Source organism: Corynebacterium sp. 74A (assembly GCF_008930665.1).
Lineage (GTDB): Bacteria > Actinomycetota > Actinomycetes > Mycobacteriales > Mycobacteriaceae > Corynebacterium > Corynebacterium megadyptis.
The window spans coordinates 102,259-120,649 of sequence record NZ_PQMG01000003.1 but is presented as its reverse complement, the minus strand read 5'-3'; the positions used below and the strand labels follow the sequence as shown (position 1 = coordinate 120,649).

Below are 18,391 nucleotides of genomic sequence, written 5' to 3'. Positions count from 1 at the left end.
ATGAAGCTCAGCCATCCACAGCGATACACCTACGCCGAGCACAGCACCGGTGAAATCGCCGGTGGCCTCCTGTGGTTATCGGTGGGGTCGCTGGTGTCGGTGCTGTTGGAGGTGGTCTATTTGGGCACGTGGATCACACTGCCGGGCGGGAACTCGATTCCTTTTCCCTACACCATCGTGATCGCCTTCTTCTTCACGGCGGTGCTGACCCGCACGGCGCGGCTGTGGACAGAGAACATGCTCGCGGCGGCACTACCGGCGATCGTGTGGGTGTCAGGTTATATGATCCTAACTTTTTCGGTGTCGGTGACTGGGGATATGCTTGTCGGGTCTAGTTTGCGCTCGGTGTTGTTACTTGCCGCTGGAATCGCGGGCGGTCTCATCCCGTTGTGGCAGAAAAGCCCGCGGCCCCCGCGCCCCGATGCGCACACCACACAACCATAGTTGTCACACATTTTCAGGAGTTAGCTCACATGACGTACACCATCGCTCAGCCTTGCGTCGACGTGATGGACCGGGCGTGCGTGGAAGAATGCCCGGTGGACTGCATCTACGAGGGCAAGCGTTCGCTCTACATCCACCCGGATGAGTGCGTGGACTGCGGCGCCTGCGAGCCGGTGTGTCCCGTGGAGGCTATTTTCTACGAGGACGATGTGCCGGATGAGTGGATTGACTACAACGACGCCAATGCCGCCTTCTTCGATGACCTCGGCTCGCCCGGCGGCGCTGCCAAGCTCGGCGCCCAGGACTTCGATCCGCCATTGGTCTCCGAGCTACCTCCCCAGGCTTAAAGGTTCAGGGAGGCTCTCATCGTGACCGCGCGTTCCCGCCAGCCCTTGGCCCGCCGCCTTCCCGCCTTCCCGTGGGATAGCCTCGGGCCCATTAGCGAGCGCGCCCACGCCCACCCCGAGGGAGCCATCGACCTGACAGTGGGCTCGCCGGTCGATCCCGTGGCCGAGCCCATCGCCGAGTCCCTGCGCGCCCACGCCACCCATCCCGGCTATCCGCCGACTCTGGGCACTCCGGCGCTTATCGACGCCATCTCGCAGTCACTGCACCGCCGTTATGGGATACAGCCCGTTCCCGCGGCCGCGATTGTGCCCGTGGTTGGCACCAAAGAACTCATCGCCCAGCTACCGTGGCTGCTGGGCCTCGGATCCGACCACCGCATCGCCGTACCGGCGATCGCCTATCCCACCTACGATATCGCCGCCCGGCTGTGTGGGGCGCGCGTCGAGGTGGCCGAAGAAGTCGCGGATATCATCGCCTCCGATGCGGACTTCGTCTATATCAACTCGCCATCTAATCCCACCGGCCGTGTCCGTAGCGCCGCCGAACTCACGGAACTGGTGGCGTGGGCGCGCGAGACCGGGGCGATTATTGCCTCCGATGAGTGCTATCTCGGCTTGGACTATTCTGGGCGGGCCCGCTCCATCGCTCACCCCGAGGTGTGCGGGGAGAGCCTCGAGAACCTCATCGTGATTCATTCGCTGTCGAAGACTTCGAATATGGCCTCCTATCGAGCAGGTTTCATCTTCGGCGACAGCGGCCTGCTGGGCGAGGTGGCCGAGGTGCGCAAGCACTGTGGCCTATCGCTGCCTTGGGCGGTGCAACACGCCATGGTGTGCGCGCTGAGCAGCGAGGAGCATGAGCAGCAGCAGTACGAGGTCTATCGCCGCCGCCGCGAGACGCTGCGCGCCGCCCTCGACGCCGCGGGGCTGCAGGTGGACTATTCCGATGCTGGGTTGTACTTCTGGGTCACTCAAGGGCGCAGCGCCCAAGAGACCGTGGAGGCCTTCGCGGATCTGGGAATTATCACCGCGCCGGGCACCTTCTATGGCGATAACGAGCAATGCCGCAGCCATGTGCGCTTATCTATCACTGCCAGCGATAGTGCGATCGAGGCGGCTGCACGGCGCCTCGCGGGAGGCTTCGGCCGAGCGCCGGCCTAGGCCATAACCCGCGCCTAGGGGCCACTCAGGGTTCCTATTCTGCGGCATGCAGCGGGTAAACTCTGGATGAACACCAGCGGGTGGATACCCGCCTTAGCCGCATTCAACATGGCATTCGCTAGGGGAGAGAGTAGTGACTAACCACCAGGTAGCCCAGCCGCGCAGCGGTTCGGGGGCCTCACGCTATCGCCGCAATTTCCGGCAATTCCTCAAGTTTGGCATTGTCGGCGCCTCCGGCGTTGTGGTGAACTTCCTCACCGTGGTGGTAGTGAAGAAAATCCTCGACGGCGGCTTCGGTATTCACGAAGAAGACGCCGCCATGAACCTGCTAGACACCCAGTTCCACATCCGCTGGTTCCACATCATCTTGACCATCGCCTTCCTGGTGGCCAATATGTCGAACTTCCAGCTCAACCGGATGTGGACCTTCCGCAGCTCGCACCGGCCTCCCTGGCTGAAGCAGTTCATCCCCTTCCTCGTCGCCGGGCTCGGGGCGCTGGTAGTCACCCAGGTAGTGTCCACCTTGCTCATCAACCCGGAATCGCCCGTGGCTCTGCCCTCGGATATCTTCGATGGCTCCACAGGGCTGCGCACCAAGCTCTACTGGGCGGCCCTAGCCGGTACGGCGGTGGCCATGCCGGTGAATTTCGTGGTGAATAAGCTGTGGACCTTCAGAAAAACACGGGTCGTACTGGAGCAGGCCCCGGTTTAGCTGGGTCGCCGCATCTCCGCGAACTTAAGCAGATAGACCACACCCCGAGCAGCCTGCATATCAGGCGTCTCGGGGTGTGGTGCGTGTGGAGGCCAGCCTAGGGCTTGTGTCCCCACACTCTGCTGCGTAGTTACTTCTTTCGCGCCGAACGCTTCGTGAGGAAGGACAGGGCGACAAGCGCCAGGGTCAGTACCGTCACGGAGCTGACTTGGGGGCGGGAGGAGGCGTCGAAAAGCATGAGAATGGTCAGCCCTGCCAGCATGGCGAGGGTGACCCAGCCGAGCCACGGATAGCCCCACATGCGGACCGAGATTTCCTTATTGCGCTCCATCTCCGGGTGCAGCTTGAGATAGCTGGCGACGATGAATCCCCAGATGACGATGAGGCAGCCGCCGACAGCGTTGAAGAGGAACTCCAAGAGCCCGGCAGGGTTCCACCACTGCAGGGCCACGGAACCGAAAGCGAAGATCACCGAGAGGATCACCGCGAGCGTGGGAACCTGGTTAGTGCCGCTGAGCGAGCGGAAGACCTGAGGCGCGTAGCCGCGCTGCGCCAAAGAGTAGACGAAGCGCGAGGTGGCGTAGATCTGGGCGTTGAATGCCGACAGCAGTGCGAGCACAATCACGGCCTCCATGAAGCCCACCGTGCCGGGGATATTCGCCATGCCCAAAATGATGGTGAAGGGAGAATCCGCCGCGGAATCGGCGCCGCCGATACGGGAGTAGGGCAGCAGGAAGGTGATCACCAGTACCGCGCCCAGGTAGAACACGGAGATACGCCAGATCACCGAGCGCACCGCCACGCGAATGGACTCGCGAGGCTTTTCGGACTCTGCTGCGGCGATGGTGACGATCTCAATACCGCCGAAGGCGAAGGCCACAGCCAACAGCCCAGCGGCGATACCGGAGATGCCATTAGGGGCGAAGCCGGCGTCGATGAAATTGGTCAAGCCCACCGCCTCGTGGCCGGGCAGCCAGCCCATAATCATGAGCACGCCGACGATAAGGAAGAAGATGATCACGGCGACCTTGATGAAGGCGAACCAGAACTCGAACTCGCCGAAACCGCGCACAGCGGCCAGATTCACGATGGCGAAGAATACTACGCAGACGAGCGCCGGGATCCAGGGAGCCACCCCGAACCACGAGCCCATGATGGCGGCCGCACCGGTCATCTCCGCGCCCATCACCATGGTGAGCATGAACCAATACATCCAGCCGAGCGTGAAGCCTGCCCAGTGCCCGAAGGCCATTTCCGCATATTCGGAGAAGGAGCCGGAGCGCGGGCGGGCAGCAGATAGCTCGCCCAGCATCTGCATCACAAATACCACGATGATGCCGGCCACGATATAGGCCAAGAGCACCGCCGGGCCGGCAGCCTTGATGCCCACGCCGGTGCCAAGGAAGAGTCCCGCACCAATGGCGGAGCCGAGCCCCATCATGGTCAGGTGGCGGGTTTTTAAGCCTGAGCCGAGTGTATTCTCAGCTGTGTCCACGGTAGTCATGGTTAGCTAGCGTATTACACTCTGTACCGCTCGGTACATTTTCTGCCAGCCGCCCCATCACATAAGGGGTAGCACGCTGGCGCGATGCTGCCCCTTCGGCGACCAATACACCCCTTAGCTAAAGCTGTTATAGCCCGGTGTCGCCTGCTGCGGCGCCTGGGAGGCGACGATGGTGCCGGCGCTCGCCGCGCAGCGCACCGTCCAGTTGTGCTCACCGGCCATGTCCGCGGCAGTGCCCCACCGGCCGTGTTCCATGGACGCGCCGGGCTGGGGGAGGGCACCGTCGAAGAAGAGCACGGGGGTGTGTGGCTCCAGCACTACGTTATTGCCGATGCTGCAGTGATCTCCCAGATCGAGCCCGATGACGCCGGCGCTGACTCCGAGTATGCAGTCCTCGCCGATGGTGGTGGGCACCCGCGGATTGGTTTCGCTGCGCCCAGCCATCACGGTGGCGGCTAAGCCGACCCGGGTGTTTTCCCCGATCACCGTGCCGGAGGACATGCGCCCCTCGATTTTGGTCGGCCCCAGCGAACCGGAGTTGAAGGAGACGAAGCCCTCGCGTAGCACGGAGGTGCCGGGGGCGAGATAGGCGCCGAGGCGGACCCGCTCGGCCTCAGCGATGCGCACCCCAGAGGGCACCACGTAGTCGACCATGCGGGGCAGACGATCGACGCCATAGACGTGGATGAGGCCGCGGGAACGCAGGGAGGTGCGCACGAACTCGAAATTATCGGGCAGGCAGGGCCCCTTATTGGTCCACACCACAGTGGAGAGGAGATCGAGCACGCGATCCATGTTGATTTCATGGGGGCGGACAATGCGGTGCGAGAGCAGATGCAGACGCAGGAACACATCGTGGGCATCGAGAGGCGGCTGAGAGAGATCGCGGATGGTGGTGGACACCGCCACCTGCTCCACCATGCGGTCTTCGTCGATACGCACCAGCGACAGCATTTTTGGGGTCAGTCGATGCGCGCCGAGGCGATTAGTTCCGGAACTCGAGGGCATCGTGTGCGAGTCCGCGTCCATAATCAGCTCGGGGTGGGGATACCAGGTGTCGAGAACAGTCCCATCCATCGCGATATTTGCAATTCCCACTGCAGTGGCACCATGTGTGAGCATGAATCTCATCCTACCTTCAGCTTGGCGCGGCTTAAGTATGGGCAGGGTTCGGCCCACGGCGTTACTGAGGACGCCATCGCCACTGTGTAATGAAAGCAGAATGCCGCGTCCTGCGCACAGCGGTGGTGCGGGGTAGCCTTGGCAGCGCACTGCGTGTGCCCGTGGTGGACTCCCACGCTGTGGCCGCGCGAAACGCTAGTGTGAACAGCTAAAAACAGACGTCTCAAGCGAAGAATGGATGAGCATATGACCAGCGACACTACCCCTGACTCGCCCCGCCGTGGCCTCCGCGGCCCGGTATTGATGCGGCAGCAGTCTCCGCAGGAGTCCACTACCGATCAACGGCTATTGGATCACTCTGCCGCCGCCGACTGGCTGCACACCGATCCTTGGCGGGTGTTGCGCATCCAGTCCGAGTTCGTCGAGGGCTTCGGCGCGTTGGCGGAGTTGCCGCCGGCGGTGACGGTATTCGGCTCCGCCCGCACCGCGCCCGATCACCCCTATTACGCACTGGGCCGGCAGCTCGGCGCGACGCTCGCCGAGGCCGGTTATGCCGTGATCACCGGCGGCGGTCCGGGCCTGATGGAGGCCACGAACCGCGGCTGCAGCGATGCCGACGGGCTGAGCGTGGGTTTGGGCATTGAGCTGCCGCATGAGCAGCACCTCAACGAGTGGGTGGATCTGGGCCTGAACTTCCGCTACTTCTTCGTGCGCAAGACCATGCTGTTCAAATACACCCAGGCGTTTGTGTGCCTGCCCGGTGGCTTCGGCACCTTGGATGAGCTCTTCGAGGCGCTCGTGCTCACCCAGACGGGCAAGATCACCAACTATCCCATAGTGCTCATCGGCACCGAATTCTGGGCCCCGCTGAAACAGTGGATGTTGGATCGGGTGATCGAAGAGGGCTTTATTGACGAGGACGATGTCGATCGCTTCATCATCACCGACGATATAGACGAGGCCGTGCAGCACATCATCCGCGTGCACAGCGAGTTTGGCTTGACCGAGCCGCCCGCGGCGCCGCAGGCCTAGCCCATGGGGTAGTCCCAAGCACCTACGAGAGAGATCCTCATGCCCGCTTTGTCTTCCGCGTTTCGGCCCGGCCCGCTGCCGGCGGTGATGGCGATCATCAATCGCACCCCTGACTCCTTCTATGACAAAGGGGCCACGTTTAGTGACGCCGCCGCCCTCGCCCGTATCGACCGCGTTGTGCGCGAAGGAGCCACGATTCTCGATATCGGCGGGGTGAAGGCGGGGCCCGGCGAGTTCGTGTCTGCTGCGGAAGAGGTGGACCGGGTGGTGCCGATCATTGCCGCCGCCCATGAGCGCCACCCCGAGATAGCGATTTCGGTGGACACCTGGCGCACCGAGGTGGCGCGTGCCGCCGTGGAGGCAGGCGCGAGTCTGATTAATGACACGTGGGCGGGGGTGGATTCGGAGCTGGTCGAGCTCGCTGGGGAGAAGCAGGTGGGCTATGTGTGCTCCCATACGGGCGGGCAGCAGCCGCGTACCCGCCCGCACCGGGTGCGCTATGACGATGTGGTGGCCGCCGTGATTGCCGAGACCAGTGCCCTCGCCGAAAGGGCCGTGGCGTGCGGAGTGCCGGAGAATAAGGTGCTGATTGATCCCACCCACGATTTCGGCAAGAACACCTATCACGGACTTGAGCTTTTGCGCCGCATCGATGAGGTCGTGGCTACCGGCTGGCCGGTGCTCATGGCGCTGTCGAATAAGGACTTTGTGGGCGAGACCACTGGCCGTGCCGTGGAGCAGCGGGTGGCTGGCACCCTCGCGGCCACAGCGCATGCCGCAGCGCACGGGGTGGCGGCGTTTCGGGTCCACCAAGTCAGCGATACCGTGGATGTCTGCCGCATGGTCGCCGCGATTTCCGGCGATATGGCGCCGGTGTGGGCGCAACGAGGGTTGATCTAGGCGGCGCGCCCCGCGCTGAATAGATGCGCGCGAATCGATGCTGCTGCCTCGCTCCTGATATAACGAGACATATGACTCCGTCTGCGCCGCCCCTTACGTGTTCCGAGCACCTCGGCGGCGCCAGCGTATCGGTGGTGATTCCTGCCCTCAACGAGGAGTCCACCGTGGCCCAGGTTATCGCGGTCGTGCAGCAGGATGATCCAACAGAGATCATCGTCATCGACTCCGACTCCCAAGACCGCACCGCTGCCCGTGCCGCCGCCGCGGGAGCACGGGTGCTCAACTGGCGCGAGATCCATCCCGCTATCGAGCTCCGCCCCGGCAAGGGCGAGGCCCTCTGGCGCGGCCTCGCCGCCGCCCGCGGCGACTATGTGGTGTTTGTGGACGCCGATTTACAGAATCCGCCACCGCATCTCGTCCAGCGCTTGGTAGCGCCCCTGACCGATCCCTCGGTCCACCTCGTCAAGGCCGCCTATCGGCGACCATTCGGCGAGGATCCACACGGCGGTGGCCGCGTCACGGAGCTCACCGCCAAACCGATGTTGCGGATTCTGCACCCCGAGCTTGGCCACATCTCCCAGCCCTTGGCGGGGGAGTATGCTTTGCGTCGCTCCAGTGCCCGCGCCTGCTCCTTCATCATTGACTTCGGTGTGGAAATGGGGATCGTGCTCGATATCGCAGCTCGCTTCGGCCCCGCCGCCATCGCCGAGGCGAACCTAGGGGTTAAACGCCACAAGCACCGTCCGCTGCAGGAGCTGGCCCATACCGCCGATAGCGTGGCCCGAGTCCTGCTCGATCGTGACTCCTGTGTCAGCCGGCCGCCACTGGAATCGCTCGGCGTCGATGCCGCCGTCGCCGCTACTCCCACCACTCCCAGCACACCGTGAGCTGGCCCACTGTGGGCCAGTGAAGGCCGAGTACACCGGACAAAAGCAACGCATGGTCTCGTTTCACGGCGTAGGATGTATGGGTAGTTGTAACTATTTTTTGTCATAGTGGAAGGCTTATCGTGGCTGCTCAAAAACCGCGCACGGGGAATGGACCATTGGAAGCTGTCGAAGAAAACCGGAAAATCGTGGTGCGGATTCCCGCTGACGGTGGCGGCCGCTTGGTGGTGGAGATGAGCAAGGATGAAGCAGCCGAGCTTGGCCACCATCTTCTTGACGTCGCGGAGGCCTAGCCTCCTGCTTCCCTCTTCGCCCTAGCGCTTGTGCTCGGCACGGCCACGGGTGAAGTTTGGGTGCTCTTCCTCCTGGTTGTACCATGGGCAAAAATGTTGTGTGCCCAGTGCAGCGAGGAGGATTCCTTGTCTGCACTCTTATACTGCGGAAACCATCATGCGCGGCGACAATGCCGCGCGGCGCATGAACCGAACAAAGATCTAGATAGGCGGTAGCTGTGCTCGATGATGTAAGTGACCTCCTCGCCGACCCTGTGGACGGCACCCCGCTGGTGTCCCACGATGGCTACCGCAGCCTCGTGTCGGCGACAGGGCGAAGCTATGAGGTCTCTGCCGAGGGTTTTGTCACCCTCGCGGTGAATGGCCGGCTAGCCCATGATGGCGATGACGCCCAGATGGTGGAAGATCGCGAAACCTTTTTGTCGCAGGGGCACTACGCACCATTCGTGGAAGCCGTGACTCAAGGCGTGCACGAGGCCCTCGAAGACGCGGGAGTGGGCAACGATATCGCCCCCGCCTTGTGCGAGATCGGCGCCGGCACGGGTTACTATTTGTCGCACACGCTGGATGCGGTGGATGATTCCCGTGGCGTGGGCATCGACGTCTCTATTCCCGCCGCGGAAAAGCTCACCCACGCCCACTCGCGCGTCGGCGCCGTGGTCGCTGATGCTTTGGAGCGCCTGCCGTTGCTCGATCGCTCCATCCACGCCCTCACCCTGATCTTCGCCCCGCACAATGCCGCGGAATGTGCCCGTGTGCTCGCACCCGGCGGGAACGTAGTGATGCTCAACGCAGAACCTGGACACCTGAGTGAGCTGCGGGAGCCGCTCGGCATTCTCGATGTAGAGCAGGGCAGTACCGAGCGCCTGATCGAGGAGATGTCGGAGTATCTCGTCCCGGTGCAGCCGCCGCAGTTGGTGGAGTTCCGGATGAGCCTCGATCAGCCCTCTATCGCCGCCCAGATCGGCATGAGCCCCTCGGCACGCCACATCGAACCGGATGTACTCAACGAGCGCGTGGCTGGGCTGCCCAAACGCATGGAGATCACCGCTCGCGCCAGCATCACCCGCTTCGCTCGCGTCGGCGACTAGCCGGTACAGCCCAAAAACAGCAACGGGCCCGCACCCCTTTGTGTATGCAGGGGGTGCGGGCCCTTAAGCGATGAGCAGCGAGCCGCGGCGGCGAGCCGGGTTTAGAGCGGCTCGATCTCCATGGTCGATTCCACGCGTGCGCCGTGGTGGGCGGTGTAGGTGATGGACTGGCAGCCGCCATCGAAATACACTCGCGAGGCCATGGCGATCAAGCCGCCGTCGGCAAAGACTTCCACGGTGGAGCCATCCACGATGAGGGAGAGCGCCTCGGTTTCTTCACTGCTGCGCTCCGCCACGGCGGGGGCACTGCCCTCGTGGTGCGGGTTCATGCTGCGATCCAGTGAGATCTCATCGGAAGAATAAGACACACGCGCCCCGACGGCGCCTGTGGCATCGCGAAGCTCGATATCTACCACGGCATCCTCGCTCGGCTGGGCATCCAGCCGGGCAATGAAGGCGCGGGCGTGCTCGGAGGCGCGGATGGCGTCGGGAAGCCCAGCGCGCGGCGTTTGGTAGAGGATGCCGCCCTGCAGGGTTACTCGGCGCGGCAGGGTGAGGCAATTGGCCCAGTTTTCCTGCTGCAGGCTCAGATGGGTGGTGGGATCGTCACCGCGACCCACCCCGTTCATCAGGCCGAACATGGTGCTGGACGCGTAGCGCGCCGCGGGATCCGTGTTGAAGCCGGTCACCACATTGGTGTTGCGGGGTCGCGAGAAGTCATGGCCGCGGTCGAGGCGGGTGAAGGGGGTGATCACGCTGAACTCGGAGTCGGTGAGAGTGCCCACCAGATAGCCGGAGATATCGCGGCCGTCGGTTTCAACGGTCAACAGCAAGACATCATAAATCTTTTCGTCTACCTCATCCTGCAAACGAATCAGGCGGGGAGACACGATGCGCTTATAGTGGCTGACGCCGCTGGGCGTGCCGACGCAGCGCAGCGGGCCAACGAAGTTCCAGTCGCGGCGATCGGCGGATTCGAACACCACAATGTCGGGGTTGTCGGAAGAACCGGCCACGGCGAGCATGATCCAGCCGTGGTGATCATCGCGTTGCGTGGAGCGCCAATCAGGAACCACGCAGGGAGAGCGGAAGTGGGAGTAGCCGTGGCAGTCCGAGACCACGGTGTGCACATTGGCCACATGCCTATCGAGGTGCGAGATGTCATCGGCCACTGTTTCGGTGGTGGCGTCCGCGTCGGCGATCTCGGCCACCTTGATGGTGGTGGCGTCTGCGGAGACGGCCGTAAAGAAGATGTCGATGCCCTTACCCACGGGGATCACCGAGCCGGCGCGCAGCTCGACCTCGTCGCCGTGGGTGGCGAGCACATCATCGCATACGTCCCAGTCATAGGGCAGGGCGCGGGAGGCCTGGTGTCCCCAGCGGGAGCTGGCCGAGGCGCTCGGCTTGTACTGGTTGAAAACGTGCCACACGTCGTCGTGCAGCAGCACCCCAGCGGGGGCCGCAAGAATGCCTTCTTCGGCGGTGACGTGTAACTCGGGGCGGTGGCTCATAACGTACCTAGTGTTTCTTTCGACAACTTTGTTCGGGCACCGATTGGCTGCGGCGCACACCCAGTTCACAATGCGTAGAGCGTTGCGGCGTCGATAGTACTTAACTTTTTACTTCCGTGGTGTGGATCTGCTCATCGAGGTTCTCCGGCGCGAGGTCGGCGTGGGAGAAATCCGAGGAGAGCGGCAGCCGCAGGTTCAGCTCCGTTGCGGGGCAGAGCTCGATAATCGCGTCCTTGACGCGGAAATCCAGCACATGCCCGCCGTGGCTGCGCGCATCATCAATGAAGTGCACGTGGCAGCCGGGAACGGAAATACCTTTTTCGTAGACGGGGGTGCGAAACCCGCCGATCACACCGGAGACATCCGTAAAATGCATCTCGGTATCGTCTGCCGTTGCCTCCACCATAGGTCGATAGGGCTTTTCCTGTCGGGTGACCGTGCGCACGGACACGTCGTGGAACTGGCCGCTAATCCGCACGGCATACATGTAGTTTTCGCTCGGCTGGAGCGAATCGATGTAGGTGCCGAGGTCGCTGCGCGACATGTCATTCGGTGCGTGGGCGCTAATGCGCGGCACAAAGTTGGTCACCACTGTGAACGGCGAGCACTGGTCGAGGCGCGCCGGGCGGGCCGTGCCGTCGCCACGCACCTGATAGCACCGGCCATCGACGATGATCATCTCCCCATCGAGGGCGTCGAAGGTGCCAATTCCAAAATTGCCCTGCCCCAGCAGCTCACTCACTGTCATGTCGCCGTCGTAAATGCCATCGAGCAGTGCGGTCATCAGCGAGTTTTGAAAAATCGTGTGTCGTTCCACCGGCGCGAGCTGGGTGCTGTGTGTGGGGTAGTGGGTCATGGCCCCAGCCTAGTGGCGACTCCCGCGCTGCCGCCGCTCGCTTATCGACGCCACCCCGCCTGCCCTGAAAAACACCTCACCCGCCCACAGCGGCGTGCTGGGGCGGGAGGAGGGGTGCGGGTGCGAGCAGTTACATCAAAGAACGGTAGACATCAATGGTCTGCTCGGCGATGGTGGCCCAGGAGAACTGCGCGACGGCGCGCTGGCGGCCCTTCTCGCCGATGTCCTTGGCGCGAGTGCGATCAGCCACCATCTCATTGACCGCGGCGGCCAGGTCGCGCTCGAAGGCCTCGGTGTCCTCGGCATCGTAGTGCACGAGGCTGCCGGTGACGCCGTCATTGACCACCTCGGGGATACCTCCCACATCGGAGGCGACCACGGCGCTGCCGCAGGCCATGGCCTCGAGATTGACGATGCCCAGCGGCTCGTAGATGGAGGGGCAGACGAAGGTATCCGAGGCGGTGAGGATTTCCTGAATCTTCGGCTTCGGCAAAAATTCCTGCACCCAGAACACGCCGTCGCGCTGCTGTTGCAGCTCCCGCACCAAGGTGGCGGTGCGCTCGCCGATCTCGGGAGTATCCGGCGCGCCGGCGCAGAGCACCAGCTGCACGCCCTCGTCGAAGTGGGAGGCGGCCTTCACTAGGTGCTCGACCCCCTTTTGGCGGGTGATACGGCCCACGAAGGAGACGATGGGCTTGTTCGGGTCCACGCCGAGCTCGCGGAGCACGGAGTCCTCGTTGTCATCGAAGGTGGGGCGGGGATGCCACAGCTCGGGGTCGATGCCGTTGAGAACCACGTGGATACGGTTCTCGTCGATGCGCGGATAGGCCTCCATGATGGCGTTTTTCATCTGCGCCGACACAGCGATCACCGCATCGGCGTATTCCATGGTGTTCTTCTCCGACCAGGAGGACACTTCGTAGCCGCCGCCGAGCTGCTCGCGCTTCCACGGCCGGTGCGGCTCGAGGGAGTGCGCGGTGGCGATATGGGGGATGTCGTAAAGACGCGCCGCCAGGTGTCCGCCCAGGCCCGAGTACCAGGTGTGGGAGTGCACCACATCCACATTGTTCGCGGCAGTGGCCATGCGCAGCCCCGTGGAGAGGGTCTTGATCGCGGGGTTGGCATCCTCCAGCGCGGGATCCACTCCGTGGACATACACATTCTTCTCGTCGCGGGGCGCACCCATACAGTGAACATCGACGTCCACCAAGGTGCGCATGAAGCGGGTCAGCTCCGCCACATGCACGCCTGCGCCGCCGTAAATCTCCGGTGGGTACTCCTTGGTCATCATTCCAACTCGCATAATCCCCACAGTAGTGTGACCTCGCGAGTGAGGGGGCGGAAGTGTGTATGGGGTAACCCACTTTTCCGGCGCGTCTACATAAAAGGGGATAGATTGGAAGGCGTGAAACGCCAACCACATGTTCTAGCAATTGTCCTTGCTGGCGGCGAAGGTAAGCGCCTGTATCCCTTCACCGCTGACCGCGCCAAGCCAGCCGTTCCCTTTGGCGGCACCTATCGCCTCATCGATTTTGTGCTGTCCAATCTTGTCAACGCGGGATTCATGCAGATTTGCGTGCTCACCCAATACAAGTCGCACTCCTTGGACCGCCATATCTCTCAGTCGTGGCAGCTCTCTGGTCTCGCTGAGCAGTACATCACCCCAGTGCCCGCGCAGCAGCGCCTCGGTAAGCGCTGGTTTACGGGTTCCGCCGACGCCATTTTGCAGTCGCTGAACCTGATCTATGACGAAGAACCGGATTACGTTATCGTCTTCGGCGCCGATCACGTCTATCGCATGGACCCCTCCCAGATGGTGGAGGAGCACATCAAGTCTGGTAAGTCCGTCTCGGTGGCCGGTATTCGCGTGCCCCGCTCCGAGGCCACCGCCTTCGGCTGCATCCAGTCCGATGAAGACGGCAATATCACCGAGTTCCTCGAGAAGCCCGAGAACCCGCCGGCTACCCCGGACGATCCGGACGTCACCTATGCCTCCATGGGTAATTACGTGTTCACCACCAAGGCCCTCATCAAGGCCCTGCTGGATGATGAAGACAATGACGACTCCGAGCACGATATGGGCGGAGACATCATCCCCTATTTTGTGGAGCGCGGCGACGCTCACGTCTATGACTTCATGGCCAATGCGGTGCCCGGTTCCACCGAGCGCGATCATGGCTACTGGCGCGATGTCGGTACCGTGGACGCCTTTTACGAGGCCCACATGGATCTCATTAGCGTCCACCCGGTGTTTAACCTGTACAACAAGCACTGGCCCATCCACACCTCCGAGATCGGCAACCTGCCGCCGGCCAAGTTCGTGCAAGGCGGCATAGCGCAGTCCTCGATGGTTTCTTCCGGCTGCATCATCTCCGGCGGTACGGTGCGCAACTCGGTGCTATCGAACAATGTCATCGTGGAAGACGGCGCCACTGTTGAAGGCGCAGTGCTGATGCCTGGCGTCCGCATTGGCAAGGGTGCGGTGGTGCGCCACGCCATTCTGGACAAGAACGTCAAGGTGAGCGAGGGCGAGTTCATCGGCGTCGATCACGAGCGCGATAAGTCCCGCTTCAAGGTCAGCCCCGGCGGCGTGGTCTGCGTAGGTAAAAACGAGATCGTCTAGCTAGATCCACACGTTTCAGCGCCTGAGCTTTTCCCATAAGGAAGAGCCCAGGCGCTGACGTCTATGGTGTGGCCTTGCGAGTATGCGTGTCGACGCTGTCCTCGCTGCCTAGGGGCGCTTGCTGATAATGCTGAGACCGCCGGCCAGGGGGAGGCGGGTGACGAGGGCATCGTGATAGTCGCGCAGTTGTTCGTCGAGGGCGCGGGCCGCGGCGGTGTCTCGGTCTGTGCGGGACTCATCCGCCACGGTGCCATCGAGCAGGCTCGCTGCCACGATGATCATGCCGGAGGGGCGGATCAGCGGCCACGCGGAGTCCACAAAGGCCTGCATGTCCTGCGGGGCCACATCGCCGTAGACGATGTCATAGGAGTTCGTGGCCAGCCGGCCCATCACCTCGAGGGGGCGCGAGGGCAGGAAACGGAAGCGCGAGGCTGCGATACCAGCCTCGGTGAAGCTCCGGCGCGCCAGTTTCTGGTGCTCGAGCTCTGGGTCGATACAGGTGAGATGGCCTGCCGGTCCCATGCCCTCGAAGAGGTGCAGGCCCACCACTGCGGCGGCGGGGGTGACAGCAATTGCGCTTGGTTCGACGCCACGGGCAGCTTGAGAGCCCAGCAGAGTTAATACGGATCCGCTGATCGCGTCGAGGGTGGGAACGCCGAATTCCGCTGCGCCCTCCGTTGCGGCCTGCAGGCTCTCGCTAGTGACGGCGGTAGAGCGAATGTAGTCAGTCAAAGCACGGTATGCAGTCTCAGTCACGCGCCTTATTTTAAGGTGGTGCTACGCAGGGCGGGGGAACAACGCACCACCAGCAGCAAAGCTGTGACAGGTGTGGCTTAAGTGCCATAAAAGGGGGCAGTAGCTGTGCTGACAGCTCATCCCCAGCTGAGCGTTACGGGATCGTTGTGTGGAACTCAGTTATTTCTTATCTCCATGCGGCACAATGGCTGACATGACTGATCGTCCTGCCCTCGCTTCGCCCGCCGCTGCAGATTCACTTACAGCTGCAGCGTCTGAGGAACCGCTGCACGGCACTGCCGCCTTCGATGCAGGACAAGGATCGATGCCCACGTGGGCCGAGCTCGTCGAGGAACACGCAGACAGCGTGTATCGCCTCGCCTTCCGTTTGTCCGGTAATCAGCACGACGCCGAGGATCTCACCCAAGAGACCTTCATGCGGGTGTTTCGCTCGCTGAAAAACTACCAACCGGGCACCTTCGAGGGGTGGCTCCACCGCATCACCACTAATTTGTTTCTCGATATGGTGCGCCACCGCAGCAAGATCCGGATGGAATCGCTCCCCGAGGATTATGAGCGTGTTCCCGGCACTGCCTTGACCCCTGAGCAGGCCTATCACGTGGCCAATCTGGATCCCAGCTTGCAGGAGGCCCTCGATAGTTTGTCGCCTGATTTTCGTGTGGCGATCGTGCTCTGTGACGTACTTGGCATGTCCTACGATGAAATTGCAGATACCCTCGGGGTAAAAATGGGAACTGTGCGCAGCAGGATTCACCGCGGCCGGACCCAGCTCCGAGCCTCGTTGGAACGGGCCGCCGCAGCGGATGATGAAAACGCGAAGCTGTTGGTGCCGCACCACAGCTAGCATCGGAACTACTGCGGCAGCTGCTGCAGCACAGCACACAGGAACACACGAGCACAGAGATGGTGAGGTGAACGACGGAGATGATCAGCGACTACCGCAACGAAGCCGATAGCTTCGACTCAGTCGAGCACCTAGGACCCGAGGCCATTGCCGCCTACGTGGATAACGAGCTCAGCCCTGTCGCCGCCGACCGCGCTCGGGTGCACTTGGTGCACTGCCCTTTGTGCCGCCATGAGGTTCATCGCCAGCGTCAAGCCGCTGAGTCAGTGCGGCAAAGGGTCAATGATGGGCTGCGGGCGCCGCGTTCGCTCATCGCCAAGCTTGCCCAGATTGAAATGTCCTGTCCGGAAGGGCCAGGCGCAGACGAGGTAAGTCGCGGTAGTGCACCCAGCTTGATGGATCGCGTCGAGGTGTTCTACCGCGCTGTTCGTCACGTGCAGGGGCGCTAGAGCCCCTGTCTTTTTCCTGCGGGTGTGCCTGCTGCTCCTGCTGCATACCGCGCCGGCGTGGCGCGCTAGAATCTGAAACAAGTAGTGTCCTGCTGTAGCGAGATGGTGCGAAGAAGAAAGAGGGACTGGTGTTTTCTAGCGTTGGCTGGAGCGAGATTTTCGTCGTCTGCGTAGTGGTGCTCATCGTGGTCGGCCCGGACCGGCTGCCTGGAGTCATCCAAGACGTCCGTGCCGCGTTCATCGCCGCCCGCGATGCCATCAACCGCACCAAACAGACTCTTAATGAGGAGATTGGCCCCGAGTTCGAAGAGGTGGCTCGGCCCGTACAAGAGCTGTCGAAATTCACCGCCATGGGCCCCAAAGCGGCCCTGACCAAGGCGCTATTCGACGGCGATGGCTCCTATCTGGATTCCTTTGATCCGAAGAAGATCATGGCCAGCGACACTCAAGGCGAGGCCTACCGAGACCGCAACTCGGTGCCACCCGCCTCAGGAAGCACGGTGGTGCCAAATACTCATGGCCAAGGCGCCAATTCCGCCACCCAGCCTCCGGCACAGCAGATGCCGCCCAGCGGGCCGCAGAACCGCAATTTCAGCTGGGATGACATCACGTAGACCGCGCTGCTCCTGAAGACACACCACACCCCGCCTCGTGAGAGAAAAGATCCTCCACGCAGGCTGGGTGGTGTCTGTGCGCGCCTCACGCAGCTGCTAGCGCCTCGGGTTTACTCCCAGCTGCACGCCGGTGAGTGAGCCCTCGCGGCGCACCAGCTGCTCGGCAATTGCGGTCACCGCCGCGCCGGAAGGGCTGCTGGGATCATGCACGGCGATCGGGGTGCCCGTATCGCCCTGTTCCCGCAGCGCGGGGTCAAGAGGCACCGATCCCAATAGCGGCACTTGGGTTCCGAGAAGCTCGGTGAGGCGAGCGGCCACGGTTGCGCCGCCACCGGAGCCGAAAATGTCCATAGTGCTGCCGTCGGGAAGGACCATGGCCCCCATGTTTTCAATAACCCCGCGCACCCGCTGCCGCGTCTGTTGGGCAATGGTGCCGGCGCGTTCCGCCACCTCGGCGGCGGCGGCCTGCGGGGTGGTGACGATCAACAACTCGGCGGTGGGCAGCAGCTGGGAAATCGAGATCGCCACATCGCCGGTACCGGGCGGAAGATCCACCAAGAGCACGTCGATATCGCCCCAAAACACATCTGTGAGGAATTGGGTGATCGCGCGGTGCAGCATTGGCCCGCGCCACACCACCGGAGCATTGCCCTCGGTGAAGTGGGCGATGGAGATGTGTTTAATGCCGTGCGCCTGGGGTGGCATGATCATGTCTTCGACCATGTTGGGCGCCTCAGTGCTGCCGAGCATGTGCGGGATGGAGTGGCCGTAGATGTCGGCGTCGAGAATGCCCACACTGAGCCCACGCGCTGCGAGGGCGGCGGCGAGATTCACCGTCATCGACGATTTGCCCACGCCGCCCTTGCCGGAGGCCACGGCGAATACGCGGGTGGTGGAGTCGGGTTGTGAGAAGGGGATAACCGGATCATCTTGGCTCCCGCGCAGCCGCAGGCGCAGATTGCGGCGCTGCTCGTCGCTCATCACATCCGTGCTGACCGAGACCTCGCCCACGCCGTCGAGCTCCTCGATAGCGGCGCGCACATTCTCGGTGATGGTGGACTTCATGGGGCAGCCAGCGATCGTCAGATAGATCACCACTGCCACATCATTGCCGGTGACCTCCACCGACTTCACCATGTCGAGCTCCGTGATGGGACGACCAATTTCGGGATCTTCGACGCGAGAAAGGGCCTGGCGGACGAGGGATTCTTCAATATGAGACATCGGGGTGTGCGATTTTCCTGA

Annotated in this window: 20 protein-coding genes; 13 read left to right on the top strand and 7 right to left on the bottom strand. The window is 62.7% G+C overall.

What is annotated here, in order from left to right; all coding sequences use genetic code 11:
• The 4 genes from GBB11_RS05595 (at nucleotide 1) to GBB11_RS05580 (ending at nucleotide 2,664) form a co-directional block, all read left to right on the top strand.
• Entirely contained in the window at nucleotides 1-444 is a 444-nt protein-coding gene (locus tag GBB11_RS05595; RefSeq protein ID WP_151549116.1) for a hypothetical protein, read from the top strand.
• A 29-nt stretch (nucleotides 445-473) separates the two neighbouring features.
• Nucleotides 474-791 carry a ferredoxin gene (gene fdxA, locus GBB11_RS05590; protein ID WP_151549115.1) on the top strand — a complete coding sequence of 106 codons (318 nt, stop codon included), beginning with the start codon at nucleotides 474-476 and terminating at the stop codon, nucleotides 789-791.
• 21 nt (nucleotides 792-812) lie between these two features.
• The gene (gene dapC / locus GBB11_RS05585) at nucleotides 813-1,952 is read left to right on the top strand and encodes a succinyldiaminopimelate transaminase (RefSeq protein WP_192796326.1); all 1,140 of its coding nucleotides are present in this window, start codon (nucleotides 813-815) and stop codon (nucleotides 1,950-1,952) included.
• A 133-nt stretch (nucleotides 1,953-2,085) separates the two neighbouring features.
• Nucleotides 2,086-2,664 (top strand): GtrA family protein, encoded by a 579-nt coding sequence (locus tag GBB11_RS05580; RefSeq protein ID WP_151549114.1) that lies wholly within the window; start codon nucleotides 2,086-2,088, stop codon nucleotides 2,662-2,664.
• 130 nt (nucleotides 2,665-2,794) lie between these two features.
• Here the strand turns inward: GBB11_RS05580 and GBB11_RS05575 are convergent, their stop codons facing one another.
• A complete protein-coding gene (locus GBB11_RS05575; RefSeq protein ID WP_151549113.1) occupies nucleotides 2,795-4,168 on the bottom strand; it encodes an amino acid permease in 1,374 nt (457 codons plus the stop codon).
• Between the two features lie 114 nt (nucleotides 4,169-4,282).
• A complete protein-coding gene (locus tag GBB11_RS05570; RefSeq protein WP_151549112.1) occupies nucleotides 4,283-5,290 on the bottom strand; it encodes a DapH/DapD/GlmU-related protein in 1,008 nt (335 codons plus the stop codon).
• Between the two features lie 246 nt (nucleotides 5,291-5,536).
• Here GBB11_RS05570 and GBB11_RS05565 point away from each other — a divergent pair, with 246 nt between their 5' ends.
• The 5 genes from GBB11_RS05565 to GBB11_RS05545 all read left to right on the top strand — a co-directional run bounded on the left by GBB11_RS05565 (nucleotide 5,537) and on the right by GBB11_RS05545 (nucleotide 9,493).
• On the top strand, nucleotides 5,537-6,322 hold the full coding sequence (locus tag GBB11_RS05565; RefSeq protein ID WP_151549111.1) for a TIGR00730 family Rossman fold protein: 786 nt from the start codon (nucleotides 5,537-5,539) through the stop codon (nucleotides 6,320-6,322).
• A 39-nt stretch (nucleotides 6,323-6,361) separates the two neighbouring features.
• Nucleotides 6,362-7,222, top strand: coding sequence for a dihydropteroate synthase (gene folP / locus GBB11_RS05560; RefSeq protein WP_151549110.1), 861 nt, complete (start codon nucleotides 6,362-6,364; stop codon nucleotides 7,220-7,222).
• A gap of 71 nt (nucleotides 7,223-7,293) precedes the next feature.
• Nucleotides 7,294-8,109, top strand: a complete 816-nt coding sequence (locus tag GBB11_RS05555) for a glucosyl-3-phosphoglycerate synthase (protein ID WP_151549109.1) — start codon at nucleotides 7,294-7,296, stop codon at nucleotides 8,107-8,109.
• Nucleotides 8,110-8,231: 122 nt separating this feature from the next.
• Nucleotides 8,232-8,402 (top strand): DUF3117 domain-containing protein, encoded by a 171-nt coding sequence (locus GBB11_RS05550; protein ID WP_083878338.1) that lies wholly within the window; start codon nucleotides 8,232-8,234, stop codon nucleotides 8,400-8,402.
• Nucleotides 8,403-8,620: 218 nt separating this feature from the next.
• Nucleotides 8,621-9,493, top strand: a complete 873-nt coding sequence (locus GBB11_RS05545; RefSeq protein WP_151549108.1) for a methyltransferase domain-containing protein — start codon at nucleotides 8,621-8,623, stop codon at nucleotides 9,491-9,493.
• A gap of 101 nt (nucleotides 9,494-9,594) precedes the next feature.
• On the opposite strand, the gene GBB11_RS05540 is transcribed toward GBB11_RS05545, so the two are convergent.
• From GBB11_RS05540 to glgA, 3 genes are all read right to left on the bottom strand, one after another.
• Entirely contained in the window at nucleotides 9,595-11,004 is a 1,410-nt protein-coding gene (locus GBB11_RS05540) for a GH32 C-terminal domain-containing protein (RefSeq protein WP_151549107.1), read from the bottom strand.
• A gap of 100 nt (nucleotides 11,005-11,104) precedes the next feature.
• Entirely contained in the window at nucleotides 11,105-11,860 is a 756-nt protein-coding gene (gene budA, locus GBB11_RS05535) for an acetolactate decarboxylase (protein WP_151549106.1), read from the bottom strand.
• Nucleotides 11,861-11,990: 130 nt separating this feature from the next.
• Nucleotides 11,991-13,163, bottom strand: coding sequence for a glycogen synthase (gene glgA, locus GBB11_RS05530; protein WP_151549105.1), 1,173 nt, complete (start codon nucleotides 13,161-13,163; stop codon nucleotides 11,991-11,993).
• A gap of 102 nt (nucleotides 13,164-13,265) precedes the next feature.
• Here glgA and glgC point away from each other — a divergent pair, with 102 nt between their 5' ends.
• Nucleotides 13,266-14,483 carry a glucose-1-phosphate adenylyltransferase gene (gene glgC, locus GBB11_RS05525; protein ID WP_192795942.1) on the top strand — a complete coding sequence of 406 codons (1,218 nt, stop codon included), beginning with the start codon at nucleotides 13,266-13,268 and terminating at the stop codon, nucleotides 14,481-14,483.
• A gap of 108 nt (nucleotides 14,484-14,591) precedes the next feature.
• Here the strand turns inward: glgC and GBB11_RS05520 are convergent, their stop codons facing one another.
• Complete coding sequence (locus GBB11_RS05520) at nucleotides 14,592-15,239, bottom strand: O-methyltransferase (RefSeq protein ID WP_151549104.1); 648 nt, start codon at nucleotides 15,237-15,239, stop codon at nucleotides 14,592-14,594.
• Nucleotides 15,240-15,432: 193 nt separating this feature from the next.
• On the opposite strand from GBB11_RS05520, the gene sigE reads away from it, so the two are divergent.
• The 3 genes from sigE to tatB all read left to right on the top strand — a co-directional run bounded on the left by sigE (nucleotide 15,433) and on the right by tatB (nucleotide 17,146).
• Nucleotides 15,433-16,083: an RNA polymerase sigma factor SigE gene (gene sigE / locus GBB11_RS05515; protein ID WP_151549103.1), complete on the top strand. Its 651-nt coding sequence runs from the start codon at nucleotides 15,433-15,435 to the stop codon at nucleotides 16,081-16,083.
• 80 nt (nucleotides 16,084-16,163) lie between these two features.
• Nucleotides 16,164-16,532, top strand: a complete 369-nt coding sequence (locus GBB11_RS05510) for an anti-sigma factor (protein ID WP_151549102.1) — start codon at nucleotides 16,164-16,166, stop codon at nucleotides 16,530-16,532.
• A 128-nt stretch (nucleotides 16,533-16,660) separates the two neighbouring features.
• On the top strand, nucleotides 16,661-17,146 hold the full coding sequence (tatB, locus tag GBB11_RS05505) for a Sec-independent protein translocase protein TatB (RefSeq protein ID WP_151549101.1): 486 nt from the start codon (nucleotides 16,661-16,663) through the stop codon (nucleotides 17,144-17,146).
• Nucleotides 17,147-17,242: 96 nt separating this feature from the next.
• Here tatB and GBB11_RS05500 read toward each other — a convergent pair whose 3' ends face one another.
• Nucleotides 17,243-18,370 carry an Mrp/NBP35 family ATP-binding protein gene (locus GBB11_RS05500; RefSeq protein ID WP_151529914.1) on the bottom strand — a complete coding sequence of 376 codons (1,128 nt, stop codon included), beginning with the start codon at nucleotides 18,368-18,370 and terminating at the stop codon, nucleotides 17,243-17,245.
• Nucleotides 18,371-18,391 lie beyond the last annotated feature (21 nt).